The following is a 24,239-nucleotide window of genomic DNA, read 5'->3' on the forward strand; positions in this document are numbered from 1 at the left end:
AAGAGCGTTGGCCTGGGGGGTCAGGCTTTGGCAGCCGTTGGGCCAAGGGCGATCTTGAGCAGGTCGGCCACCGTGTTGGCGCCGAGTTTTTCCATGATGTTGGCGCGGTGCGCTTCGACGGTTTTGATGCTGATGCCCAGGTCGTCGGCGATTTGTTTGTTCAGGCGCCCGGCAACGATGCGTTCGAGCACCTGCGATTCGCGCCCGGTGAGCTTGGAGAGCAGGGCGTCGCGGTTGGCCGCCTGCTGCTGGCCGGTGAAGGCTTCGCGTGCACGGTCGAGCATTCGTTCGACCAGGCCCAGCAGCTCTTCTTCGTTGAAGGGTTTTTGAATGAAGTCGAGCGCGCCTTTCTTCATGGTGTTCACGGCCATGGGCACGTCGCCGTGGCCGGTGATGAAGACGATGGGCAGGGGCGACTTGCGCTCGATCAGGCGGTCTTGCAGCTCCAGGCCGGTCATGCCGCCCATGCGGATATCGACGATCAGGCAGGCGATTTCGCGCGGCTCGTAGCGTGAGAGAAAGGTTTCAGCCGAGTCGAAGCAGCGTACGCGATAGTCTTTGCCTTCGAGCAACCATTGCAGCGAATCACGGACGGCCTCATCGTCGTCCACCACGTAAACAGTGCCTTTTTTCGGAATCAAACTCATGCCTCGGTCCTGGGGGTTGGGGTGTCTGCAATAGAAGGAGCAGTGGTCATGGCGCTGGTGCCAAGAGGCAGCCAGAAGGAGAAGCGGCAGCCAATGACCTCGGGGCCATTGTAGAGGTTCTCCGCCTGCATCCGGCCCTGGTGCGACTCGACGATGCTGCGGCATAAATTGAGGCCCATGCCCATGCCTTCGCTCTTGGTGGAGAAGAAGGCTTCGAACAGGCGTTCGAGCACTTCGGGCGCCAAACCCCGGCCTGTGTCCTGCACGGTGAATTCGACCACCGCGCGCTCCTCCACCTGGCGCGGCACCACGCGCAGCTCGACGCTGCGCTGCGCCGGCGGGCGCTGTGCGTTCTCGATCGCCTCGGCGCCGTTTTTCATCAGGTTGATGAGCACCTGCTCGATCAAGATGGCGTCGGCCATCACCGGCGGCAGGCGCGCCGCGACGTAATGTGTCAGGCGCACGTTGTGCCGGCGCAGTTCGATGTCGGCCAGCTCCACGGCCTCGCTCACCATGTTCGCCACGTCCGAGAGCTGGCGGTTGGGCTCGCTCCGTTTCACGAAGGCGCGGATGCGCTGGATGATCTGCCCGGCGCGGATCGCCTGGTGGCTGGTTTTTTGCAGCGCCGTCAGCAGCGCCTCTTGCGTCAGCTGGCCGCTGTTGGCGCGCGAGATCATGCCGCTGCAGTAGTTGCTGATGGCGGTCAGCGGCTGGTTGAGCTCGTGCGCCACGCTCGATGCCATCTCGCCCATGGTGATCAGGCGGCTGATGGACTGCGCGCGCTCGGCATGGCGCCCGGCTTGCTCCTGCGCCAGGCGGCGCGCGGTGATGTCGGTGGCAATCACCATCTGCGCCAGGCGGCCATCGACCCAGCTGAGGTAGCGCGAGCGCACCTCCAGCCACTTGGCGAGTTCGGGCAGGTAGATTTCGGCGTTCTCGCTGTGCGCGCTCGTCAGGCTGTCGGTGGGCAGGCCCATGAGGGCATCCTCGTCGTCGCCGCTGTCGCTGCTACTGCTGCTGGGGCGCCCGGCCTGGGCGACGAGCTGCAGGTGGCCGCCGGTGTGCGAGCCAAACCACTGGCGGTAGAGCTTGTTGGCAAACAGCAGCTCCTGGCTGCCCAGGGGGGCGACGGAGACGGAGGCGTCGAGCGCTTCGAGCACGATGGTGAAGCGCTCGTGCGAGGCCGAGAGCTGCTCGCGGATACGGTTGGGCTCGGTGATGTCGGTCATCGAGGTCATCCAGCCCGTCTGCTGGCCGTGCGCGTCGATCAGCGGCGAGACGTACAGCCGGGCGTCGAACAGCGCGCCATTTCTGCGGCGCACGCGCACCTGAAAGCCGCCGGGAATGGTCTTGCCCGAGAGCTCCTCGCGCAGCTTGGCGTGCAGGTTCTCGTGGTCGTGCTCGGGCCAGTAGGAGTAGGGCGGCAGCTGGCCCACCAGCTCGGCCTCGGTCCAGCCCGTCATCTGGCAAAAAGCGGCGTTGACGTAGGTGATGCGCCCCTGCAGATCGAGGGCGCGCATCCCGGTGAGCACCGAGTTTTCCATGGCGCGGCGAAAGTTGGTTTCGGCCACCAGGGCCTCTTGCGTGCGCATCCGCCGGCGCGTGTGGCGCCAGGTGGCAATCAAGAGCCAGGAGGTCATGACGCTCAAGGTGCCCACCAGCCAGAACAGGCCGCTGCCAACCACGCCCAGCGAGGTGCGGTACGCCTGCGCGCGCAGCACCAGGTGGCTGCCCATGGGCGAGACAGGGGCCTCGTAGGCGTTGGTGCGCGTGCGCCAGAAGGCCCACCACTGCGGCGGGCTGCGCGGCGTCAGCGGCTGGCCGGCGAGCACGTGGCGGTGGCTGTCGAGCAGGGTCAGGGCGTAGCGCGCCAGCACCTCGGTGGGCGTGCCGTAGCGCAGCAGGTTGTCGATCGAGTATTCGGCCAGCAGCACGCCGGCGAACTGTCCGCGTGTGGACAGTGGCACCTGCAACTGCAGCAGGGGGGTGGAGTCGTCGTTTTGGCGCTCGGGCTGCGAGTACACAGGCTGCTGCAGGTCGCGCGCCTGGGCAAAGAGTTGTGCGGTGGCGTCGCTGTGCAGCACCTCACCGGGCAGGCGCAGCTGCTGGCTGGCCACCGTGGGTGCGGCCTGGCTGGCGCGCACGCGCCGGTGCTGATCGACCCAGGTGATGGCTTGCAGCTCGGGGTATTGGCTGATGAGGTCTTCGCTGCGGTTGACGAAGTCGGCCAGGTTCAGGTCCTTGTTCGACAGATCGCGCGCGATGCGCATGAGCTGCTCCTGGCGTTCGAGCAGGCGCAGGCGCACGCGCTGCTGCGCGTACTCGACGTCGCGCTTGAGGGCTTCTTGCTCGCGGTCGAGCTCCTCTGTGCGCAGGTACCAGAACGCCGTCAGGATGGCCGCCAGAAACATCAGCACCGCTGCCAGCGGTGCCAGAGCGGCAAAACGATCTTGGCGCACGGGCGAGAGGCTGCGCCACCAGCGCACCCAGAGGCGGCGCGTCGGGGGCTCGGGGAGGGTGTCGGGATCCAGGGGGGTGGGCTGCATGGAGCGCTAGTGTAGGGGAGGGGCTGCGCAATGAAATGGAGGGAAAATGGATTAAATTTCACATAATAAAATCAAGTGGCGCGATTTGAAATGATGAAAATGTGTGCGAAACTTGCGCACCATCCCCCTGGCCCTATCCTGGCGCAGGGGGTAATCTGCCACCCGGCCCCGCCGTACCAGCGACCCACAGGAGACACGACATGGCTCAACAACCCGAGCAGCAACCCGGCGCCGCTTTGAGCGCTATCGACCAGGACGCCCAGGAGACCCGTGAATGGCTGGACGCGCTGTCCGCCGTTATCGACAAGGAGGGCCCGGAGCGCGCGCATTTCTTGCTTGAGCAGCTGCTGGAGCAGGCGCGCCAGAGCAGCATCGACCTGCCGTTCTCGGCCAATACCGGCTATGTCAACACCATAGAGCCCGAACAAGAGGCGCGCTGCCCCGGCAACATCGCCATTGAAAAGCGCCTGCGCGCCTACATGCGCTGGAACGCCATGGCCATGGTGGTGCGCGCCAACCGCCTGCACCCGCACGACGGCGGCGACCTGGGCGGGCACATTGGCTCGTTCGCCTCGCTCGCCAGCATGTGGGGCGCAGGCTTCAACCACTTCTGGCACGCCGAGAGCGAAGAGCACGGCGGCGACTGCATCTATTTCCAGGGCCACAGCGCGCCCGGCATCTACGCCCGCGCCTACCTCGAAGGGCGCATCAGCGAAGAACAACTGGAGAACTTCCGCCAGGAAGTGGGTGGCAAGGGGCTGTCGAGCTACCCGCACCCCAAGCTGATGCCGGGCTTCTGGCAGTTCCCCACCGTCAGCATGGGCCTGGGGCCGATGATGGCGATCTACCAGGCGCGCTTTCTCAAGTACCTGCACGCGCGCGGCATCGCCAAGACCGACAACCGCAAAGTCTGGGTGTTCCTGGGCGACGGCGAGATGGACGAGCCCGAGAGCAAGGGCGCCATCAGCCTGGCGGCGCGCGAGAACCTCGACAACCTCATCTTCGTCATCAACTGCAACCTGCAGCGCCTGGACGGCCCGGTGCGCGGCAACGGCAAGATCATCCAGGAGCTCGAAGGCGACTTCCGGGGCGCCGGCTGGCACGTCATCAAGCTCTTGTGGGGCAAGGGCTGGGACGAACTGCTGCGCCGCGACAAGACAGGCCGCCTCAAGCAGTTGATGATGGAGACGCTCGACGGCGACTACCAGACCTTCCGCGCCATGGATGGCGCCTACCTGCGCCAGCATTTCTTTGGCAAGTACCCCGAGACGGCCAAGCTGGTCGAGCACATGAGCGATGAGGAAATCTGGGAGCTGCGCCGGGGCGGGCACGAGCCCGAGAAGGTGTACGCGGCCTTTCACGCCGCCAACGCGCACCAGGGCCAGCCGACGGTGCTGCTGGTGAAAACCGTCAAGGGCTACGGCATGGGCAAGGCCGGCGAAGCCAAGAACACCGTGCACCAGACCAAGAAGCTGGCGGACGAAGACATCAAATACATCCGCGACCGCTTCAACATCCCGATTCCCGACAGCGAGCTCGACAAGCTGCCCTACTACAAGCCCGCCGACGATACGCCCGAGATGCGCTACCTGCACGAGCGCCGCCAGGCCCTGGGCGGCTACCTGCCGCACCGCCGGCAGAAGGCGGATGAGCAGTTCACCGTGCCGGCGCTCGACACCTTCCAGACCATCCTCGACCCGACGGCCGAAGGCCGCGAGATCAGCACCACCCAGGCGTACGTGCGCTTTTTGACGCAGCTCTTGCGCGACAAGGCGCTGGGCCCGCGCGTGGTGCCCATCCTGGTGGACGAGGCGCGCACCTTCGGCATGGAGGGGCTGTTCCGCCAGATCGGCATCTACAACCCGCTGGGCCAGCGCTACACGCCGGTGGATCGCGACCAGGTGATGTACTACAAGGAGCAGGAGAACGGCCAGATCCTGCAAGAGGGCATCAACGAAGCGGGCGGCATGTGCTCGTGGATTGCGGCGGCCACGTCGTACTCGACGAACAACCGCATCATGATCCCGTTCTTCGTCTACTACTCGATGTTCGGCTTCCAGCGCTTTGGCGACTTTGCCTGGGCCGCTGGCGACATGCAGGCGCGCGGCTTCATCCTGGGTGGCACCAGCGGGCGCACCACCTTGAACGGCGAGGGCCTGCAGCACGAGGACGGGCACAGCCACATCCTGGCGGGCACCATTCCCAACTGCGTCAGCTACGACCCCACGTTCGCGCACGAGGTCGCCGTCATCATGCAGGCAGGTTTGAAGCGCATGGTGGAGCAGCAAGAGAACGTGTATTACTACATCACCTTGCTGAATGAAAACTACGCCATGCCCGGCCTCACTGCGGGCACCGAGGCACAGATCCTGCAGGGCATGTACCTGTGCAAGAGCGGGCAGAAGGTACCGCAAAGTGGTATGCGCGTGCAGCTGCTGGGCTCGGGCTCGATCTTGCGCGAGGCGCTGGCAGCGCAGGAGATTCTGGAAAAAGAGTGGCAGATCGGCGCTGACGTCTGGAGCTGCACCAGCTTCAACGAACTCACGCGCGAGGGCCAGGACGCCGAGCGCTGGAGCCTGCTGCACCCGCTGGCCGCGCCGCGCGTGCCCTTCGTCACGCAGCAGCTGGCGGCGCACGCCGGCCCGGTGATCGCCTCGACCGACTACATGAAGGCCTACGCCGAGCAGATCCGCCCCTTCCTGCCCAAGGGCCGCAGCTACAAGGTGCTGGGCACGGACGGCTTTGGCCGCAGCGATTTCCGCTACCGCCTGCGCGAGCACTTCGAGATCAACCGCCACTACATCGTCGTCGCCGCACTCAAGAGCCTGGCCGACGAGGGCAAGCTGCCGATGGAGCGGGTGGCCCAGGCCATCGCCAAGTACGGCATCGATGCCGACAAGATCAACCCGCTGCACGCCTAAGAACCAGGGAGAGACACCATGGCATTGATCCAAATCCAGGTGCCCGACATCGGGGACTTTGACACCGTCGGCGTGATCGAGCTGCTCGTCAAGCCCGGCGATAGCGTCGCCGCCGAGCAGTCGCTCATCACCGTTGAATCCGACAAGGCGTCGATGGAAATTCCGTCGAGCCACGCGGGCATCGTGCGTGCGCTCACCGTGCAGCTGGGCGACAAGGTGCGCCAAGGCAGCGTGATTGCCGAGCTGGAGACGGCGCAGGATGCTGCTCCTGAGCAAAAACCGGCTCCAGCGCCCGCCAATACTGCGCAAGCAGCTACACAAGTTGTAGCGCCTGCAGCCCCTGCAGCCCCTGCGGTGGCCCCCGCCGTGGTGGCCGCTGGCAGCCGCATCGAGGTGCGCGTGCCCGACATTGGCGACTTCAAGGACGTGGCCGTGATCGAGCTGCTGGCCCAGGTGGGGCAGCCGCTCAAGGTCGAACAGTCGCTGTTCACCGTCGAGTCGGACAAGGCGTCGATGGAAATCCCCTCGCCCGTGGCCGGCGTGCTCCAGGAGCTCAAGGTCCAGCTGGGCGACAAGATCAACATCGGCGACCTGGTGGCCATCGTCGAGGGCGCGGCTCCCGCCTCGGCCCCCGCGCCCGTGGCTGTGCCTGTGGCAGCCCCCGTGGCCGCTGCTGCTGCTCCGATAGCGCCCGCGCCCGCCCAGGCCGCCGCCGCGCACAACCCCACGGCAGCGCCCACGGGCCAGCTGCCGCACGCCAGCCCCAGCGTGCGCAAGTTCGCGCGCGAGCTGGGCGTGCCCCTGGCCGAGGTGCCGGGCACCGGCCCCAAGGGCCGTATCACGCAGGAGGACGTGGCCGCGTTCACCCAGCGGGTCATGGCCGGCAGCGTGCAAACCCAGGCGCAGGCGGCCAAGGCCCCGGCACCGTCCAGCACGGGGGGGAGCACGGGCGTGGGCCTGGATGTGCTGCCCTGGCCCAAGGTGGACTTTGCCAAGTTCGGCACCGTCGAGCGCAAGGATTTGAGTCGCATCAAGAAGATCAGCGGCGCCAACCTGCACCGCAACTGGGTGATGATTCCGCACGTCACCAACAACGACGAGGCCGACATCACCGCGCTCGAAGCCTTCCGCGTGGCAACCAACGCTGAGAACGCCAAGAGCGGCACCAAGGTGACGATGCTGGCCTTCGTCATCAAGGCGGTGGTCGCGGCCTTGAAAAAATTCCCCGAGTTCAACGCCAGCCTGGATGGCGACACGCTGGTCTACAAGCAGTACTTCCACATCGGTTTTGCCGCCGATACGCCCAATGGCCTGGTGGTGCCGGTGCTCAAGGACGCTGACCAGAAGGGCATTTTGCAAATCAGCGCCGAGATGGCCGAGCTGGCCAAAAAGGCGCGCGATGGCAAGCTCGGCGCCGCCGACATGCAGGGCGGCTGCATGTCGATCAGTTCGCTGGGCGGCATTGGCGGCACGCATTTCACGCCCATCATCAACGCGCCCGAGGTCGCCATCCTGGGCCTGTCCAAGAGCGCGATGAAGCCGGTGTGGGACGCCGAGCGCGAGAAATTCGCCCCGCGCCTGATGCTGCCGCTCTCGCTGTCGTACGACCACCGCGTCATCGACGGCGCGGCTGCCGCGCGCTTCAACGCCTACCTGGGCGCCGTGCTGGCGGACTACCGCCGCATCCTGCTGTAAAGGAGACACCGCCATGGCAGTGATGGACATCCAGGTGCCCGACATCGGCGACTTTGCCGAGGTCGGCGTGATTGAAATTCTGGTGCAGCCCGGCGACAGCGTCGCCGTCGAGCAAAGCCTGATCACCGTCGAGAGCGACAAAGCCTCGATGGAAATCCCCAGCAGCCACGCGGGCGTGGTGCGCGAACTCAAGGTCAAGCTCGGCGACAAGGTGCGCGAGGGCAGCGTGGTGCTGGTGCTGGAAACCAGTGCCGCTCCTGAAAAAGGAGCTGCTTGCGCTGGTCTACAGACGGTTTCAGATACAAAACCCATTGAAACACAAGCCAGTCAAGCGCAAGCAGCTCCTGTTTTTGTAGCAGGTGGCTATGCTGGCGCTGTCGATATGGAGTGCGACGTACTGGTGCTCGGCGGCGGCCCCGGCGGCTATTCGGCGGCGTTTCGCGCTGCCGACCTGGGCCTGAAGGTGGTGTTGGTCGAGCGCTACGCGCAGCTTGGCGGCGTGTGCCTGAACGTGGGCTGCATCCCGTCCAAGGCGCTCTTGCACGTCGCGGCGGTGGTCGATGAGGTCAAGCACCTCGAAGTCGCGGGCGTCAAATTTGGTGCCCCCGAAGTCCACATAGACCAACTGCGCGGCCACAAGGAAAAGGTCATCGCCAAGCTCACCGGCGGCCTGGGCCAGATGGCCAAGATGCGCAAGGTGACGGTGGTGCGCGGCTACGGCAGCTTTGTCGGCAGCCACCAGCTGCAGGTGGAAGAAACCAGCGGGGCCGGGCAGGAGAAAACCGGCGCCACCCAGGTGGTGCAGTTCAAGAACGCCATCATCGCCGCCGGCAGCCAGGCCGTGCGCCTGCCCTTCATGCCCGACGACCCGCGTGTGGTGGACTCCACCGGCGCACTGGCGCTGCAGGGCGTACCCCAAAAGATGCTCATCGTCGGCGGCGGCATCATCGGCCTGGAAATGGGCACGGTGTACAGCACGCTGGGCGCACGCCTGGACGTGGTCGAGATGATGGACGGCCTGATGCAGGGTGCGGACCGCGATCTGGTCAAGGTCTGGGAGAAGATGAACAAGCACCGCTTCGACAACATCCTGCTCAAGACCAAGACCGTGGGCGCCCAGGCCACGCCCGAAGGCATCAAGGTGCAGTTCGAGGGGCTGGACGGCACCAAGTCCGAAGGCACCTACGACCTCGTGCTGCAGGCCGTGGGCCGCACGCCCAACGGCAAGAAGATCGCTGCCGACAAGGCTGGCGTGGCCGTCACCGACCGTGGCTTCATCCCCGTGGACATCCAGATGCGCACCAACGCGGCGCACATCTTCGCCATCGGCGACATCGTCGGCCAGCCCATGCTGGCGCACAAGGCGGTGCACGAGGCGCATGTCGCGGCCGAGGTTATCGCGGGCGAATTGCAGGGCAACAAGGAACTGGCCAGCGCCGCCTTCAACGCCCGCGTGATCCCCAGCGTGGCCTACACCGACCCCGAAGTCGCCTGGGTCGGCCTGACCGAAGACCAGGCCAAGGCGCAGGGCATCAAGGTCAAAAAGGGCCTGTTCCCCTGGGCGGCCTCGGGCCGCGCCATTGCCAATGGGCGTGACGAAGGCTTCACCAAGCTGCTGTTCGACGACAGCCCCGAAGCAGGATCAGGAGACGGCCATGCTGGCCGGGGCCACGGCAAGATCCTGGGCGGTGGCATCGTCGGCACCCACGCGGGCGACATGATCGGCGAGATCGCCCTGGCCATCGAGATGGGTGCGGACGCTGTCGACATCGGCAAGACCATCCACCCGCACCCCACGCTGGGCGAGAGCATTGGCATGGCGGCGGAAGTGGCGCATGGCAGCTGCACGGATGTGCCGCCTGCGCGCAAGTAAGTCCGCAGCCAAGCTACCCTGACAAGGCCCGAACTGGCGACGGTTCGGGCCTTGTGCTTTGCGTACCCAAACAATCGCCGCAGAATACTGTGCATTTGTACAGTATTCATGTCAGCCACTTCCAAGCCCAAGCTCTACAACCCACGCCACCCCGAACGCACGCTGCTCTACCAAACGGTAGCCGAGCACTACGAGACCTGGCTAGAGTTGGCCAGCGCGGGTCAGTTCGACGGCCAGGGCGACCACCACACCCCCAAGCCCTTCGTGCGCAAAGCGTTTGCCAAGTATCTTGAGTGCGGCATCTTTGCCCATGGCTTTGCCCGCGCTCGCTGCGGCGACTGTGGGCACGACTACTTTGTAGCCTTCTCCTGCAAAGGCCGGGGAGTCTGCCCCTCGTGCACCACCCGGCGCATGGTGGAGACAGCAGCGCACCTGAACGATCACGTATTCCCCCGCCTGCCGGTGCGCCAGTGGGTGCTGTCGGTTCCCAAGCGGCTTCGTTACTTCATGCAGCGCGACGGGCCAGTGCTCAATATGGTGCTGCGCATCTTCCTGCGGGTGATTGCGCAAAGCCTGCAGGCGCACTGCATTGGCGCGGCCAATGCAGACAAGGAAAGCCTGCACATCGGCGCAGTGGCCTTCATCCACAGGTTCGGCTCCAGCCTGAACGAACACGTCCACTTCCACGTCTGTGTGGTGGACGGGGTGTTTGAGGAGGTGGCAGGCGAGGGCAGCGCTGATGCCGCAATGCAAGTCTCTGCGTCAGGTGTCGTATTCCACCCTGCCACCGGCATCGATGCGACACCCGTGGCACAAGTGCAGACCACACTGCAAAAACGTATCCTGCGCGCCTTTGTGGGCCGTGGGCTGCTGGAGAACTTCGAGGCAAAAGAGATGCTGGGGTACAAACACAGCGGTTTCTCGGTGGATGCCGGGGTGTGCATTGAATCCCACGACCGTCCAGGCCTTGAGCGGCTCTTGCGCTATTGCGCCCGCCCACCCTTTGCGATGGACAGGCTGCGCAAAGAGGGAAGCAAACTGGTGTACCGCTGCGGCAAGCAGCGCAGCGAACCCACCAGCGACAAGCGCGGTGCCAAGGTTGATGAGCTGCACCTCACACCGCTGGAGCTGATCGACCGCATTGCCGCGCTGGTTCCCCCCGCCACGCACCCACCGGCACCGCTATTTTGGCGTGTTGGCACCCAACTCGCCGCTCAGGGCTGCGGTGACGGCGCTGGCGACACCGGCGCAAGCCGCTCCCGTGCTGGGCGCGTCGATCAGCACGGGGGAGTGCGCGCCTGGTGTGGTACCGATGAGCAGCGCGCTGCCATCCCAGAGCGAGCCGGTGCTGCCCAAGCGTGCAGCGCACTACCTGTGGGCGGTGCTGATCGCCCGCATCTACGAGGTGTTCCCCCTCTTGTGTCCGCTGTGTGGCGGGCATATGCGCATCATCGCGTTCATTACGCACAGCGCTGACATCCGGCACATCCTGGACCACATCGGGGCAGATTCAGAGCCACCCCGCATCTCCCCGGCGCGCGGGCCACCGCTGTGGGATGACTGTAGTGATGCGCAGATGGATGACGGGGCGCAAACCGAGCCGGATTGGGATCTGGCAGCTCAACCCGACGAGGTAGACCAGCGCGTCAATTGGTGACCCAGTGAAGCGGCGGTATCCATCGCTGCGGGGAAGCAGCTGCGCGCGCGCCAGGCCCAAATGCATACTGCCTCCCAAGCTCTTGCCATTGAGCGGCAAGCGAGCGCTCAACCTTCCTTGGCCGAACGTGTTTCGAGGCCCAAAACTCGTGCCATACTTGGCCTCATGCGGTTACTGCCTCCCAAGCTCTTGCCATTGAGCGGCAAGCGAGCGCTCAACCTTCCTTGGCCGAACGTGTTTCGAGGCCCAAAACTCGTGCCATACTTGGCCTCATGCGGTTGAATTTCCTATCCGTTCCAGAACTTATTGTGCCATTGACTTCGAAGGTGACTAAGTGACTGTTGGATTGCCAGCCAAGAAAGCGGTGCATCGATTGGTGCAAGATTATAGTGGCTATATTTCTGCGACGATGCGAAACGACTCCTTGTATGTTTTGCATGCGCCTTCAAATAACGAAGAAATAGCGTTTATCCGTGAGTTCAAGTTGAGTGAGTTTGATGGTGAAGAGGGTTGTGTTCCTTATATATATACACAAAGCGGCGTGACATTATTTCGACCCTTTTTCTGCAAAAATGACCAGCTTTATATGTTTGGTAAGCGTCCTGAAATTTTCGATTTGACGACCAAGCAGTTTCTGTACAGCGAGTATGTAGCGCAGGCCAATCCTGAGTGGTCGGAGTCAGGAAAATGTTTCATCTACGATCAAGCTGTGTACAGGTCTTTCGAGATGCACAGTTATAGTCAGGGCTTGGATGTGGTGCGCGACTATGAGCTGGCGGGGCATCTCCCGCTGGATCTTGAGTTTTATCTTCCAGCCACCGACCAGTATTTTTACGGTTTCAGCAGCTCGCGTATGGCATTTTGTGTTTATTGCCTTAAAACACAGACCATGCTGCTTGAGTTGGATCTGGAGAAGTATCGTATTGGCCAGTGGCCAATTAAAAAGCATGTTGTCAGGTATGAGAGCATGCTTTTTGTTTTAGCCGGAAACTCGGTGCTTCTTGTAGACCTGGAACTGAATAAGATGGTTGCAGAGTTCAATTACGTTGAATTGGAGGCTTTCCAAAACCTACTTTCCAGCGGACATATTAATGGTGACGCTTACGCATACAAGATAAGCGCGGCGCGCGATGGCTTCGTCATTTCAAACGCCAGGTCGCGATCTTTCATGATGTACGTTGCTGTCTCGGGCACGGACATGCAGCTTGCTTGGGTTAAACATTCGAGTTCTGAAGTCACCGTTATCAATACTGAGGGCGACCTGCTTTTTGGCATTGAAGACGCCCGCGCCAAGGCTTGGGACAAGTTCACCGGTGAAGAAATCTGGCAGGCCTCCGCCGGCACCATGGCCAGCGGCATTGAGCTTGGCGACAACTGGGTGGTATATACCCACCCGTCTGGGGATCTCCAATGTTTTAGATGGAAGAAGCCCTACTTGTCTCCTCATCGACCGAGCTGATCACTATGTCGGTAGTAACGCCCCTGTTGAAGTCTGCCGAATGGGCAGAGCAGGCTACGCAACGGGGGCTGTTGTTTTCCCCGTTGAATACGGCCTTTGCCTCGGTGCCCGCTATGGCGCCCGCGATAGCCTATGCGATAGACCAAGGCGAAACCGTAGCCTTTGTGCCTGCCACCGAAACCAACCAACAGTCTCTTTCCGAAATTCAGGCCTCTGCGTTTGCATCGTTACGCCAGCGCTTGAGTGCTGTTGACTGGCAGCATGTGGACGAAACCGACACGTTGAAAAACGTCTTGGTCTTCGGCGGAGACTTCAACGCGGCCGAATGCTTGCTGTTGCCGGAACGTTTGCAGGAAGCTCACGCCATTGCCCAGTCGCCGTCACTGTTGGCCTGTACGCCCACGCGTGGAGTGCTTTTGGTATGGCCTTACGCGAAAGAAGATAAGCCAGCGCTGGAAGCGTTTCTCGATCTTTGCCACCAGCTTTATTACGACGAAGGGCTTTGTTGCACAAATAAAATTCCTTGCTGAAAAGTATCGTAATTCAGAAAAATATTGCGTCACTATAGAAGCAAGAATCTTTCGCTGAAGGCGGCAATCTGAAAGAAGAGTGTTTTGTGCAACAAAGCCCAGCCAGATTGTCAGCGACCCTCGGGCTTTGAGCGCGGCGTTGTACTCTGCCCAGTTGGTGGTCTTGTAGCGGGCCTTGGACCCCTTCGGTTCACTCATGTCTCGAGGCTACCAGCTCAGCGGACTGGCTTTGTGCAACAAAGCCGCTGAAAAGTATCGTAATTCAGAAAAATATTGCGTCACTATAGAAGCAAGAATCTTTCGCTGAAGGCGGCAATCTGAAAGAAGAGTGTTTTGTGCAACAAAGCCCGCGTCCACCGTTTTCCATGGAGCGCCTACGCAAAGAGGGAAGCAAACTGGTGTACCGCTGTGCCAAACAGCGCAGCGAGCCCACCAGTGACAAGCGTGGTGCCAAGGCAGATGAGCTGCACCTCACACCGCTGGAGCTGATCGACCGCATCGCCGCGCTGGTGCCACCGCCACGCACCCACCGGCACCGCTACTTTGGTGTGCTGGCACCAAACTCGCCGCTGAGAGCGGCGGTAACGGCGCTGGCTCAGCCTGCTGCGTCGCAACCAGCCACGGTGGAGACTGCACAACCTGGCGCGGGCGTACCTGGGGTGGCGGCGCCGGGCAACGCGGCCACACCCACACCCGAACCTGAAGCACGCCCGAAGCGAGCGGCGCATTACTTGTGGACGGTGCTGATTGCCCGCATCTACGAGGCATTTCCGCTGCTGTGCCCCATGTGCGGTGGGCAGATGCGCATCATTGCCTTCATCACCCACAGCGCCGAAATCCGCCACATCCTGAACCACATCGGGGTGGAGTCTGCCCCCCCCGCACATCACCCCGGCACGCGGGCCACCGCTGTGGGAGGGCTGCGACGCGCCGGTGGATGATGGTGCGCAAGGCGAGCCGGATTGGGATCTGGCAGCTCAACCCGACGAGGTAGACCAGCGCGTCAATTGGTGACCCAGTGAAGCGGCGGTATCCATCGCTGCGGGGAAGCAGCTGCGCGCGCCAGGCCCAAATGCATACTGCCTCCCAAGCTCTTGCCATTGAGCGGCAAGCGAGCGCTCAACCTTCCTTGGCCGAACGTGTTTCGAGGCCCAAAACTCGTGCCATACTTGGCCTCATGCGGTTGAATTTCCTATCCGTTTGATATATTGGATTGATTCAAATATGACACGTACAGAGCTTTGGCAACGGATGCTGGATAAAAACTACTTTGATTGGTGCCGCCGAGCTCAGTTGAAGAAGCTTGAGGATTTATTTTCTGGAGTGGTTGATGAAAATCCAGAAGATTATATTGTGGCTGTGGAGCTTTTTTTTCACCCTCTTCAGACAGTCGAAAATTGGCAGGTGATTCGCAGTAAGCGCTCGATCCGTATTGATGAAAAGGGCGAGCCGCGCCAAAGTCAAGAGCTTCTGGATACATGGGTTTCTGAAAATTTAGATTATCTTTGGCAACGGGATTTTCAGTATTCGGGAATGAGTATTGAAAAACAGCTGAAGCTTTCGGAGTTTTTAGGTTTTGAAAATCTAAAGGCGGATAGAGAAAATCTTTTTATTGATAGTTGGCTGAAAAATGTTATCGCTTGGTTGACTGGAGAGTATGAAGAGGAGTGGGATGCGTCCGGTTTTGCTGATAGTAAGTTTGCCGCTGGCAAGTCATTTTTTTATAAAGTTCTTGATGGTGCGCCGCTTGAGTTTAGGGATAAAAAATTCTTTTTTGTCGCGGAGAAAGTCGGTTGGTATCCAAACTCTACGATAGTTTTTAGTCGGCTTTTTAAAGAGCTCATTAAAATAATTTGTTCTTATAAGGTTCCACGCAAATTAAAGTGCGACCACGGCCCGCGTGTTAAGTTTGTAGAGGGCATTCGTGAAGACCTGGAGTCCGGTACTGCGCCAAAATTATTTATAGATATATGGTCGGCTTTCAAAAAGTGAGCCTGTGATGTCCACTGAGTACGTAATCGTTGTAACTGGGTCTATCGTTTCGGAGTACTACCCAGAACTCAAGCGTATCTTGATAAGCGTCCAGAAACGCAGCGCCCCGTACGTCATTGAGGGAATGTTCGCGGAGTTTGGTGAAGTTGCTGACGGCCTCTTCAGCGCGCTACTAGATGACCATCTGGGCTTGTTCTTTTCTCTGATCGAAGTTAGCGAAACCAATGGCGATTTTCGCTGGGGTTGGGAAGGGTATGGTTATGCCGAGAGCTTTCTTCAGGATGTGTTGCAGCTATTCGATTTGTTTGGATTACAGAACCTGAAAGGCGAGGTTTACGGCGACGAAGAAATTTATCGCTGTATCGTTACTGCCGACAGTATCGACTGTGAGTATGTGGAGCGGTAAACGCTGCTCCGTACCAAACTCAGCTCAGGTGTAACTCCCGCCGAACGGCACCCATTCCCTGCGCACTCCCGCACCAATTCCCCCCCAAACCTGTGATTTAATTGCCAGCACTTAGCCAGCCCCCGTCTGGCGCTGTTTCCGGGCTGCATTGGCCCGTGTTCCCGTCGCTGTTTTCACATGGATTGTGCAATGTCGGTTCCCCTTTCTCTCTCTCCTCTCGACACCCCTGCCGACCCGGTGGTGGTGCGGCGTTTGCCGTTTGCGTTTGCTAAGCGCCATGGGGTGTTGTTGCAGGTGGGCGAGGACGGTGTGCGGGTGGTGTTTCGCCCTGGCGCGTCGTTGATGGCGGTGGGGGAGGCGTTGCGCTTTGCTGGGCAGGCGTTGGATGTGGTGGAGGTGGATGGCGCGGCGTTTGATCAGGCGTTGAGCGAGGCGTATCAGCAGGATTCTTCCGCGGCCATGCAGATGGTGGAGGGCCTGGGTGACGATATGGATTTGGCCAGCCTGGCGGAACGCTTGCCGGAAACCGAAGACTTGATGGAGCAGGAGGATGATGCGCCGATCATTCGTTTGATCAACGCCATTCTCTCCGAGGCGGTGAAGGAAAACGCGTCGGACATCCATGTGGAGACCTTTGAGAAACGCTTGGTGGTGCGCTTTCGTATCGACGGTATTTTGCGCGAGATGGTGCAGCCGCGTCGGGAGTTGGCCGGCTTGTTGGTGTCGCGGATCAAGGTGATGGCCAAGCTGGATATCGCGGAGAAGCGGGTGCCGCAGGATGGGCGTATTTCGCTGCGGGTGGGCGGGCGTGAGGTGGATGTGCGGGTGTCGACGTTGCCTTCGGCCAACGGCGAGCGGGTGGTGTTGCGGTTGCTGGATAAGCAGGCCGGGCGTCTGACCCTGACCCACTTGGGCATGAGCCCGCGTGATCAGCGTTTGATGGAAGACGTGGTGAAGAAACCCCACGGCATCATCCTGGTCACCGGCCCTACCGGTTCGGGTAAAACCACCACGCTGTATGCAAGAGCGGTATCAAGGTCACCATGCTCGCGTTCCTCATCAAGGCCTGCGTGGCCGCGCTCAAGAAGTTCCCCGACTTCAATAGCAGCCTGGACGGCGACAGCCTGGTGTACAAGCAGTACTTCCATATCGGCTTTGCGGCGGATACGCCCAATGGCCTGGTGGTTCCCGTGCTGAAGGACGCAGACAAGAAAGGCATCTTCCAGATCAGCCAGGAAATGAGCGAGCTGGCCAAGAAGGCCAGAGACGGCAAGCTGGGCCCGGCCGACATGAGCGGCGCCTGCTTCACCATCTCCAGCCTGGGCGGCATTGGCGGGCGCTACTTCACGCCCATCATCAACGCGCCCGAGGTGGCCATTCTGGGCGTGTGCAAGAGCCAGATGGAGCCCGTGTGGGACGGCAAGCAGTTTGTGCCGCGCCTCATGCTGCCGCTGTCGCTCACCTGGGATCACCGCGTCATCGACGGCGCTGCCGCTGCACGCTTCAACGTGTACCTGGGCCAAATCCTGGCGGACTACCGCCGCATCCTGCTGTGAAAGGAACATGAACATGGCAGTGATCGATATCCAAGTCCCCGACATCGGCGACTTCGACGAAGTGGGCGTGATCGAGGTGCTCGTCAAGGTGGGCGACACCATCCGCGCCGAGCAAAGCCTGGTCACCGTGGAGTCCGACAAGGCCTCCATGGAAATTCCCTCCAGCCACGCGGGCGTGGTCAAGGAGCTCAAGGTGAAGCTGGGCGACAAGGTCGCCATGGGCAGCGTGTTGCTGACGCTGGAGGTGGCTGGTGAGGTGTCGGCACCCGCACCCGCCGCCACTCAAAAAATTGAGCAAAATACGGCTCCAGCGCCCGTCAGTGCTGCGCAAGCAGCTATCAAAATAGAAGCATCCAGCTACACTGGCAGCGCCGAACTGGACTGCGACGTGCTGGTGCTGGGCGGCGGCCCCGGCGGCTACAGTGCCGCGTTCCGCGCCGCCGACCTGGGTCTGAAGGTGGTGCTGGTGGAGCGCTACGCCCAGTTGGGCGGCGTGTGCCTCAACGTGGGCTGCATTCCCAGCAAGGCTCTGCTGCATGTGGCGGCGGTGATGGATGAAGTGGCGCACCTCTCGGCAGCAGGGATTGACTTTGGCGCGCCCCAGGTCAATGTGGACACCTTGCGCGGCCACAAGGAAAAGGTCATCGCCAAGCTCACCGGCGGCCTGGGCCAGATGGCCAAGATGCGCAAGGTCACCATCGTGCGTGGCTACGGTGCCTTCGTCGGTGCCAACCACCTTGAGGTGGAAGAAACCACCGGCACCGGCCAGGACAAAACCGGCAGCAAAAAGGTGGTGGCGTTCAAGAAGGCCATCATCGCCGCTGGCAGCCAGGCCGTGCGCCTGCCCTTCATGCCCGACGATCCGCGCGTCGTGGACTCCACCGGCGCACTGGCGCTGCAGGGCGTGCCCCAAAAGATGCTCATCGTCGGCGGCGGCATCATCGGCCTGGAAATGGGCACGGTGTACAGCACGCTGGGCGCCCGCCTGGACGTGGTCGAGATGATGGACGGCCTGATGCAGGGCGCGGACCGCGATCTGGTCAAGGTCTGGGAGAAGATGAACAAGCACCGCTTCGACAACATCCTGCTCAAGACCAAGACCGTGGGCGCCCAGGCCACGCCCGAAGGCATCCAGGTGCAGTTCGAGGGGCTGGACGGCACCAAGTCCGAAGGCACCTACGACCTCGTGCTGCAGGCCGTGGGCCGCACGCCCAACGGCAAGAAGATCGCTGCCGACAAGGCTGGTGTCGCCGTCACAGACCGTGGCTTCATCAACGTCGACATCCAGATGCGCACCAACGTGCCCCACATCTTCGCCATCGGCGACATCGTCGGCCAGCCCATGCTGGCGCACAAGGCGGTGCATGAGGCGCATGTGGCAGCCGAAGTCATCGCCGGTGAACTGCAGGGCAACAAGGAACTGGCCAGCAGCGCCTTCAACGCCCGCGTCATCCCCAGCGTGGCCTACACCGACCCCGAAGTGGCCTGGGTGGGCCTGACCGAAGACCAGGCCAAGGCGCAGGGCATCAAGGTCAAGAAGGGCCTGTTCCCCTGGGCGGCCTCGGGCCGCGCCATTGCCAATGGGCGTGACGAAGGCTTCACCAAGCTGCTGTTCGACGACAGCCCCGAAGCGCACGGCCACGGCAAGATCCTGGGCGGCGGCATCGTCGGCACGCACGCGGGCGACATGATCGGCGAGATCGCCCTGGCGATCGAAATGGGCGCCGATGCTGTGGACATCGGCAAGACCATCCACCCGCACCCGACGCTGGGCGAGAGCATAGGCATGGCCGCCGAAGTGGCGCACGGCAGCTGTACCGACGTGCCGCCGGCACGCCGCTAAAGCGCCATCTGCTCTTTTTTTAAGAGCTGGCCGCGCAAGCTGAGAAAGGCTTGCGCGGCTTTTTTTATCCTCAAGCCTTGCTGCGCCCGATGAGCACCACCCCGCCTACGACCAGGGCGGCACCGAGCAGCTGTGCGGGCGACAGCGGTTCGTCGAGCAGGCCGGCGCTGAAGAAAATCGTCAACACCGGCCCCAGGGTGCCGATCAGCGCCGTGCGTGCCGCACCGATGCGCCGGATGGCGGCCGAGGTCATGAACACCGGCAGCACGGTGGAGAAAATCGCCATGCCCAGGGCATACAGGTACACCGGCGCCGGCTGGCGCAAGGCGGCCAGGGGCTGGCGCAGGGCAAAGTGCAGCAGCGTCGCCAGGGTCGAGACCAGCAGCGCCAGGGCCGTAAAGCGCGCCGCGCCCAGGCGGGCGATGGCCGGCTCGCTGCCCGCCTGGTAGAAGGCGTAGGACAGGGCCGAGCCCAGCACCAGCGCCGCGCCCAGCAGCACGCTGTGCAGGTCGCCCGCCACCCGCAGGTCGTGCGCAAAGGCCAGGCCAATGCCGAGGTAGGACAGCAGCAGCGCCACGACCTGGGCGCGCGTGGTGCGCTGGCCCAGGAACAGCACACCGAGCAGCAGCGTGAGCGTGGGGTAGGTAAAAAGAATCAGCCGCTCCAGGCTGGCGCTGATGTACTGCAGGCCCATGAAGTCCAGAATGCTGGCGCCGTAGTAACCGAGCAGGCCCAGCGCCAGCACTGCCAGCCAGTCGCGCGGCGTCAGCGGTGCCAGCGTGCGCCCGGCCCGCCAGCCGACCCAGGCAAACACCGGCAGTGACAGCGCCATGCGCAGCGCCAGCAGGGTCACGGCATCGACCGCCTGCGCCTGCGGCACGGCGTAGGCGAGCTTGACGAAAATCGCCTTGAACGAAAAACCCAGCGCCGCCAGGGCGGCCAGGGCCAGGCCGATGCGTTCGGCGGACCAGTGTTTCCAGGGCATGGGCAGGGAAATGATGTGCAAGCGTACTATTTTCCTGCGCCCCAGCGGGGTTTGCAGCGGGCGCCGGTTTGGCCCTATGCTATGGTTTAAATAGCTGGTTGCGCTTGCTGTACATGGCGCTGCGGCCATTTTGTTTGGAAGGTTTACGCTATGCCCGCATCCATTCCTGCCGCCCATATCCGCTTGCAGCGCGCCTACGACGGCCCCACGCCCGAGGACGGGGCGCGCATCCTGGTCGATCGGTTGTGGCCGCGCGGCCTGAAAAAAGAGGCCCTGGCGCTGGCCGGCTGGGCCAAGGAGCTGGCGCCCAGCACGGCGCTGCGCCAGTGGTTTCACCACGAATCCGGGCGCTGGCCCGAATTCCAGCAGCGCTACCGCGCCGAGCTGGCCGCCCGGCCCGAGGCGGTGCAGGCACTGCGCGCGCAGGCGCAGGCTGGCACCGTCACCCTGATTTATTCCGCCCACAGCGCCGAGATGAACAACGCCGTGGTGCTGCGTGATTTTTTATTGAAAGGAGCGACCGACCATGAAACAACGCCTTGACTACCGCCAGGCCAGCCCTGCCGCCTTCCAGGCCATGCTGGGCCTGGAGCACCGTCTGCTCGAACTCGTCAAGACCCGGGTGTCGCAAATCAACGGCTGGAACCGGCTGGCGATACCGTTTCGTGCGGAGGCGGGCCACTACCGGCCTGGGCAGCACAGCTGATGCAGGCGCTCTTGGACGCCATTGCGCACATGCCGCCACCGGGTGGTGCGCAGCGTATTTTTCATGGCCGAGGAGGGCGCTTTGCCGGTTGCGAGCAGTGGACGCTCGACAGCTATCCGCCCGCCTTTGTGCTCACCAGTTTTGCCCCGGCCACCCCCGCGCAGCTGGCGCAGGTGGAGGCGGCGCTGCAGGCGTGCTGGGCGCGGTGGGGCTTTGCGTCCAACCCGGATACGCCACTGACCTGGGTGTACCAGGAGCGCGGCCAGGCGCTGCGCCTGCAAGGTGAAAGCAGCACGCAGCTGATGGCCGGCCGCCTGCCCGAGCCGCATGTGGTGTGCGAGGACGGTGCGCGCTACCGCGTGCAGCTGCTCAAGGGGCAGAACCACGGCTTGTTTCTGGACATGGCGGCGGGCCGGCGCTGGGTGCGCGCCCAGGTGGCGCAAGGGTGTGCGCAGACAGGGCAGGGGCCCAAGGTGCTCAATCTGTTTGCCTACAGCTGTGCGTTTTCGGTGGCGGCGCTGCAGGCCGGGGCGCGCCAGGTGGTGAACGTGGACATGGCGCGTGGCGCCATCGCCCTGGGGCAGCACAACCACCAGCTCAACGCGCTGCAGGGCGCGAGCTTTTTGGCGCACGATATTTTTTCTACCTGGGGCAAGATCACGCGTGGCGGCCCCTACGGGCTGGTCATCATCGACCCGCCGAGTTACCAAAAAGGCAGCTTTGTCGCTACCAAGGACTACGCTCGGCTGTTGCGCCGCCTGCCCGAGCTGCTGGCACCCGGTGGCTACGCCCTGCTGTGCCTGAATGCGCCGGAGCTGGACAGCGCTTTTTTGCACGCCCAAATGCAAACGCAGGCCCCGGGCCTGCGTTTTGTCGAGCGGGTGGCAAACCCTGCGGTGTTTGCCGATGTGGACGAGGAGCGCGCCCTCAAGGTGCTGGTGTACCAGGCACCGGCGTGATTATTTTTGCAGCGCTTCGACGGTGACGCGGCGCGCGCCGTTGAAGCGCAGGCGCCAGTAGGATTCATCCATGCTCTCCACGCGCACCTGCTGGCCGCTGCGGGGCGAATGGATGAATTTGCCTTCGCCAATATAGATGCCGACGTGGCTGAACGAGCGGCGCATGGTGTTGAAGAACACCAGGTCGCCCGGCTGCAGGTCGTGGCGCTCGATGCTCTCGGAGGCTTGCGCCTGGTCGGACGCCTTGCGCGGCAGGATCAGGCCCAGGCTTTGCTCGTACATGGAGCGCACAAAGCCGCTGCAGTCAAAGCCGGTGGCGGCGCTGTTGCCGCCACGGCGGTAGGGAACGCCCAGGAAGCCCATGGCCGTGACGACCAAGTCCGAGGTACGACCGGCCATGTTGGCGCGCATTTCCTCGAATTGCGTCAGGGTCAGCTGCATTTTCTCTTGCATGAAGAGAAACTGCGCTTTGGTTTCAGGGCTGGTGGGGGCTGGTGTATCGGGTGCCGCGTGGGCCGTGGCACATACCAGCAAAAGAAGGCACAACCATCTGGACATGGGGCGCGAGGGTAACACGGTCAATGCCACCGACAAATGCAACGGTCGGTAAAGTTGACCAGGATCAGCCCCGCTATTGCGCCTTTCTCTTGGGCGACAATTGGCGTTTTAGACAGAGAAAGCCCCGCCATGCTGCTTGACGCCGAAGAATCGCAACTCGTCTTGGTTGATTACCAGGAGCGCCTGATGCCCGTCATCCACGATGGTGCCGCCGTGCTGGCCAACGCCCGGCGCCTGGCGCAGGCGGCGCAGCTGCTCGAATTGCCGGTGTGGGGCACGGAGCAAAACCCCTCGCGCCTGGGCCCGAACGATGCGCAGCTGCGCGCGCTGTGCCGCCAGACGCTGTCGAAAATGCACTTCAGCGCCACGGAAGAGGGCTTGGGCGAATGGCTCAATCCGCCCCAGCGCCCCCAGGGCGGTAACGCCCGCAGCCTGCCCAAGCACCTGCAAAAACCCCAGTCCCAGGGGCCGGCGCGCCCGAGCATCGTCATTGCTGGCTGCGAAACCCATGTCTGCCTGATGCAGACGGCGCTGCAGCTGATTGAGGACGAGTTCGACGTCTGGGTCGTCACCGACGCCTGCGGCTCGCGCACCGAGCGCAACCGCGACGCCGCCTTTGACCGCCTCGCTGGCGCCGGCGCCGAGCTGGTGACGACCGAGATGGTGCTGTTCGAGTGGCTGCGCAGCTGCGAGCACCCCGACTTCAAGGACATCTTGCAACTCATCAAATAACTGGAGGCCGGTATGAACGCACCGATACGGCGCCTGGCGATCAGCACCGGCGGGGGCGATGCGCCCGGCCTGAACGCGGTCATCCGCGCCACGGTGTCGGCGGCGCTGCGCCGGGGCTGGGAATGCGTGGGCATCCGCGACGGCTATAACGGCCTGCTGCAGCCCGCGCAGTACCCGCAGGGCGGCCTGGTGCCGCTGACGCACGAGAGCGTGCGCGGCATCGCCCACCTGGGCGGCACGATTTTGGGTACCACCAACAAGGGCAACCCCCTGGCCTACCCGCAGCGCCAGGCCGATGGCAGCGTGCGCGAAGTCGATCGCTCCGACGAGCTGCTCGCCGCCTTTGCCCAGGCCGGCATCGACGCCCTGGTGACCGTGGGCGGCGACGGCTCCCTGGCCATTGCGCACGCGCTGCACTGCAAGGGTCTGCGCGTGGTCGGCGTGCCCAAGACCATAGACAACGACCTGGACAAAACCTTTACCACCTTTGGCTTTGACACCGCCGTGGCCTTTGCCACCGAATGCATAGACCGCCTGCACAGCACCGCCGAGAGCCACCAGCGCATCATGGTGGTGGAGGTCATGGGGCGCTACGCCGGCTGGATTGCGCTGCACGCGGGCATTGCCGGAGGCGCGCACGCCATCTTGCTGCCCGAGATTCCTTTTGACCTGGCCGGTGTGGCCGACAAAATCTGCAAACGCGAGCGCCATGGCCGCGCCTACGCCATCGTCGTCGTGGCCGAAGGCGCTTTTGCCCGCGAGGGTGCGCGCGCGCTGGCTGCCACCGCCGAAGCCGGGCACGCCGAGCGCCTGGGCGGCATAGGCGAGCAGGTGGCGCAGGCGCTGGCCGCGCGCACCGGCAAAGATGCGCGCAGCGTGGTGCTGGGCCACTTGCTGCGCGGGGGCTCGCCCACGGCGTTTGACCGCCTGGCGGCGCTGCGCTTTGGCGCGGCAGCGGTGCGGGCATTGGACGAGGGACGTGCCGGGGTCATGGTGTCGCTCGCGTTCCCTAACGTCGATTACGTGCCCCTGGCCGATGTGGCCGGGCGCATGAAGGCCGTGCCGCTGGACGGCGACACGCTGCAGACAGCGCGCGACCTGGGCATTGCCCTGGGCGATTGAGGGGGGCGGGCTGCATGGCCTGCGCCTGCAAGCCCTGGCCGTCAGCTGGCCG

General features: G+C 63.0%; 17 protein-coding genes and 5 pseudogenes. 17 read left to right on the plus strand and 5 right to left on the minus strand.

The window, feature by feature from the left end; translation table 11 throughout:
• Positions 1-20: 20 nt before the first annotated feature.
• Complete coding sequence (locus G7045_RS05800) at positions 21-647, minus strand: response regulator transcription factor (RefSeq protein WP_166158590.1); 627 nt, start codon at positions 645-647, stop codon at positions 21-23.
• Positions 644-3,193, minus strand: coding sequence for a PAS domain S-box protein (locus G7045_RS05805; RefSeq protein ID WP_166158593.1), 2,550 nt, complete (start codon positions 3,191-3,193; stop codon positions 644-646). The genes G7045_RS05800 and G7045_RS05805 overlap by 4 nt, the downstream gene beginning before the upstream one ends.
• Before the next feature lie 200 nt (positions 3,194-3,393).
• On the opposite strand from G7045_RS05805, the gene aceE reads away from it, so the two are divergent.
• From aceE to G7045_RS05835, 6 genes and pseudogenes are all read left to right on the plus strand, one after another.
• The gene (gene aceE, locus G7045_RS05810; RefSeq protein ID WP_166158596.1) at positions 3,394-6,114 is read left to right on the plus strand and encodes a pyruvate dehydrogenase (acetyl-transferring), homodimeric type; all 2,721 of its coding nucleotides are present in this window, start codon (positions 3,394-3,396) and stop codon (positions 6,112-6,114) included.
• Positions 6,115-6,132: 18 nt separating this feature from the next.
• A complete protein-coding gene (aceF, locus tag G7045_RS05815; RefSeq protein ID WP_166158599.1) occupies positions 6,133-7,809 on the plus strand; it encodes a dihydrolipoyllysine-residue acetyltransferase in 1,677 nt (558 codons plus the stop codon).
• Between the two features lie 13 nt (positions 7,810-7,822).
• Positions 7,823-9,682, plus strand: coding sequence for a dihydrolipoyl dehydrogenase (gene lpdA, locus G7045_RS05820; RefSeq protein ID WP_166158602.1), 1,860 nt, complete (start codon positions 7,823-7,825; stop codon positions 9,680-9,682).
• 108 nt (positions 9,683-9,790) lie between these two features.
• Positions 9,791-11,339: pseudogene (locus tag G7045_RS05825) on the plus strand (IS91 family transposase).
• Between the two features lie 334 nt (positions 11,340-11,673).
• Complete coding sequence (locus tag G7045_RS05830) at positions 11,674-12,798, plus strand: hypothetical protein (protein ID WP_166158605.1); 1,125 nt, start codon at positions 11,674-11,676, stop codon at positions 12,796-12,798.
• Between the two features lie 26 nt (positions 12,799-12,824).
• Positions 12,825-13,328 (plus strand): hypothetical protein, encoded by a 504-nt coding sequence (locus G7045_RS05835; protein ID WP_205737245.1) that lies wholly within the window; start codon positions 12,825-12,827, stop codon positions 13,326-13,328.
• Positions 13,329-13,427: 99 nt separating this feature from the next.
• On the opposite strand, the pseudogene G7045_RS05840 reads toward G7045_RS05835, so the two are convergent.
• Positions 13,428-13,526, minus strand: a pseudogene (locus G7045_RS05840) (IS5/IS1182 family transposase); the annotation flags it as partial.
• A gap of 149 nt (positions 13,527-13,675) precedes the next feature.
• On the opposite strand from G7045_RS05840, the pseudogene G7045_RS05845 reads away from it, so the two are divergent.
• From G7045_RS05845 to lpdA (G7045_RS05870), 6 genes and pseudogenes are all read left to right on the plus strand, one after another.
• Positions 13,676-14,342, plus strand: a pseudogene (locus G7045_RS05845) (IS91-like element ISPps1 family transposase); the annotation flags it as partial.
• A gap of 210 nt (positions 14,343-14,552) precedes the next feature.
• The gene (locus G7045_RS05850; RefSeq protein ID WP_166158608.1) at positions 14,553-15,320 is read left to right on the plus strand and encodes a hypothetical protein; all 768 of its coding nucleotides are present in this window, start codon (positions 14,553-14,555) and stop codon (positions 15,318-15,320) included.
• A 7-nt stretch (positions 15,321-15,327) separates the two neighbouring features.
• Positions 15,328-15,726 (plus strand): hypothetical protein, encoded by a 399-nt coding sequence (locus G7045_RS05855; RefSeq protein WP_166158611.1) that lies wholly within the window; start codon positions 15,328-15,330, stop codon positions 15,724-15,726.
• Positions 15,727-16,263: 537 nt separating this feature from the next.
• A pseudogene (locus G7045_RS14825) lies at positions 16,264-16,692 on the plus strand (GspE/PulE family protein); the annotation flags it as partial.
• 56 nt (positions 16,693-16,748) lie between these two features.
• A pseudogene (locus tag G7045_RS05865) lies at positions 16,749-17,282 on the plus strand (2-oxo acid dehydrogenase subunit E2); the annotation flags it as partial.
• 13 nt (positions 17,283-17,295) lie between these two features.
• Positions 17,296-19,125, plus strand: coding sequence for a dihydrolipoyl dehydrogenase (gene lpdA, locus G7045_RS05870; RefSeq protein WP_166158617.1), 1,830 nt, complete (start codon positions 17,296-17,298; stop codon positions 19,123-19,125).
• Between the two features lie 70 nt (positions 19,126-19,195).
• Here the strand turns inward: lpdA (G7045_RS05870) and G7045_RS05875 are convergent, their stop codons facing one another.
• Entirely contained in the window at positions 19,196-20,131 is a 936-nt protein-coding gene (locus tag G7045_RS05875) for a DMT family transporter (protein WP_240919285.1), read from the minus strand.
• A 129-nt stretch (positions 20,132-20,260) separates the two neighbouring features.
• Here G7045_RS05875 and G7045_RS05880 point away from each other — a divergent pair, with 129 nt between their 5' ends.
• From G7045_RS05880 to G7045_RS05890, 3 genes are read left to right on the plus strand one after another with little or no spacing between them, the layout of a single operon-like run.
• Positions 20,261-20,653 (plus strand): DUF488 domain-containing protein, encoded by a 393-nt coding sequence (locus G7045_RS05880; protein ID WP_166158623.1) that lies wholly within the window; start codon positions 20,261-20,263, stop codon positions 20,651-20,653.
• Positions 20,637-20,816 carry a hypothetical protein gene (locus G7045_RS14885; RefSeq protein WP_166158626.1) on the plus strand — a complete coding sequence of 60 codons (180 nt, stop codon included), beginning with the start codon at positions 20,637-20,639 and terminating at the stop codon, positions 20,814-20,816. Before G7045_RS05880 ends, G7045_RS14885 begins: the two co-directional genes overlap by 17 nt.
• Complete coding sequence (locus G7045_RS05890) at positions 20,816-21,775, plus strand: class I SAM-dependent methyltransferase (protein WP_166158629.1); 960 nt, start codon at positions 20,816-20,818, stop codon at positions 21,773-21,775. The genes G7045_RS14885 and G7045_RS05890 overlap by 1 nt, the downstream gene beginning before the upstream one ends.
• Here G7045_RS05890 and G7045_RS05895 read toward each other — a convergent pair whose 3' ends face one another.
• Positions 21,776-22,333, minus strand: a complete 558-nt coding sequence (locus tag G7045_RS05895) for a C40 family peptidase (RefSeq protein ID WP_166158632.1) — start codon at positions 22,331-22,333, stop codon at positions 21,776-21,778.
• Positions 22,334-22,462: 129 nt separating this feature from the next.
• On the opposite strand from G7045_RS05895, the gene G7045_RS05900 reads away from it, so the two are divergent.
• Together G7045_RS05900 and G7045_RS05905 are read left to right on the plus strand one after the other, a co-directional pair.
• Positions 22,463-23,065, plus strand: a complete 603-nt coding sequence (locus G7045_RS05900) for an isochorismatase family protein (RefSeq protein ID WP_166158634.1) — start codon at positions 22,463-22,465, stop codon at positions 23,063-23,065.
• A 12-nt stretch (positions 23,066-23,077) separates the two neighbouring features.
• Entirely contained in the window at positions 23,078-24,187 is a 1,110-nt protein-coding gene (locus tag G7045_RS05905) for a 6-phosphofructokinase (RefSeq protein ID WP_166158637.1), read from the plus strand.
• Positions 24,188-24,239: the final 52 nt, after the last annotated feature.

It is taken from the genome of Acidovorax sp. HDW3 (genome assembly GCF_011303755.1).
Taxonomy (GTDB): domain Bacteria; phylum Pseudomonadota; class Gammaproteobacteria; order Burkholderiales; family Burkholderiaceae_C; genus Paenacidovorax.

Bases quoted from the DNA above. Each gene is read 5' to 3' on its own strand.
- aceF (WP_166158599.1), top strand. From the start codon at position 6,133: ATGGCATTGATCCAAATCCAGGTGCCCGACATCGGGGACTTTGACACC.
- G7045_RS05895 (WP_166158632.1), bottom strand. From the start codon at position 22,333: ATGTCCAGATGGTTGTGCCTTCTTTTGCTGGTATGTGCCACGGCCCAC.
- G7045_RS05880 (WP_166158623.1), top strand. From the start codon at position 20,261: ATGCCCGCATCCATTCCTGCCGCCCATATCCGCTTGCAGCGCGCCTAC.
- G7045_RS05905 (WP_166158637.1), top strand. From the start codon at position 23,078: ATGAACGCACCGATACGGCGCCTGGCGATCAGCACCGGCGGGGGCGAT.
- G7045_RS05900 (WP_166158634.1), top strand. From the start codon at position 22,463: ATGCTGCTTGACGCCGAAGAATCGCAACTCGTCTTGGTTGATTACCAG.
- aceE (WP_166158596.1), top strand. From the start codon at position 3,394: ATGGCTCAACAACCCGAGCAGCAACCCGGCGCCGCTTTGAGCGCTATC.
- G7045_RS14885 (WP_166158626.1), top strand. From the start codon at position 20,637: ATGAAACAACGCCTTGACTACCGCCAGGCCAGCCCTGCCGCCTTCCAG.
- G7045_RS05890 (WP_166158629.1), top strand. From the start codon at position 20,816: ATGCAGGCGCTCTTGGACGCCATTGCGCACATGCCGCCACCGGGTGGT.
- G7045_RS05850 (WP_166158608.1), top strand. From the start codon at position 14,553: ATGACACGTACAGAGCTTTGGCAACGGATGCTGGATAAAAACTACTTT.
- lpdA (WP_166158602.1), top strand. From the start codon at position 7,823: ATGGCAGTGATGGACATCCAGGTGCCCGACATCGGCGACTTTGCCGAG.
- G7045_RS05855 (WP_166158611.1), top strand. From the start codon at position 15,328: ATGTCCACTGAGTACGTAATCGTTGTAACTGGGTCTATCGTTTCGGAG.
- lpdA (WP_166158617.1), top strand. From the start codon at position 17,296: ATGGCAGTGATCGATATCCAAGTCCCCGACATCGGCGACTTCGACGAA.
- G7045_RS05800 (WP_166158590.1), bottom strand. From the start codon at position 647: ATGAGTTTGATTCCGAAAAAAGGCACTGTTTACGTGGTGGACGACGAT.
- G7045_RS05805 (WP_166158593.1), bottom strand. From the start codon at position 3,193: ATGCAGCCCACCCCCCTGGATCCCGACACCCTCCCCGAGCCCCCGACG.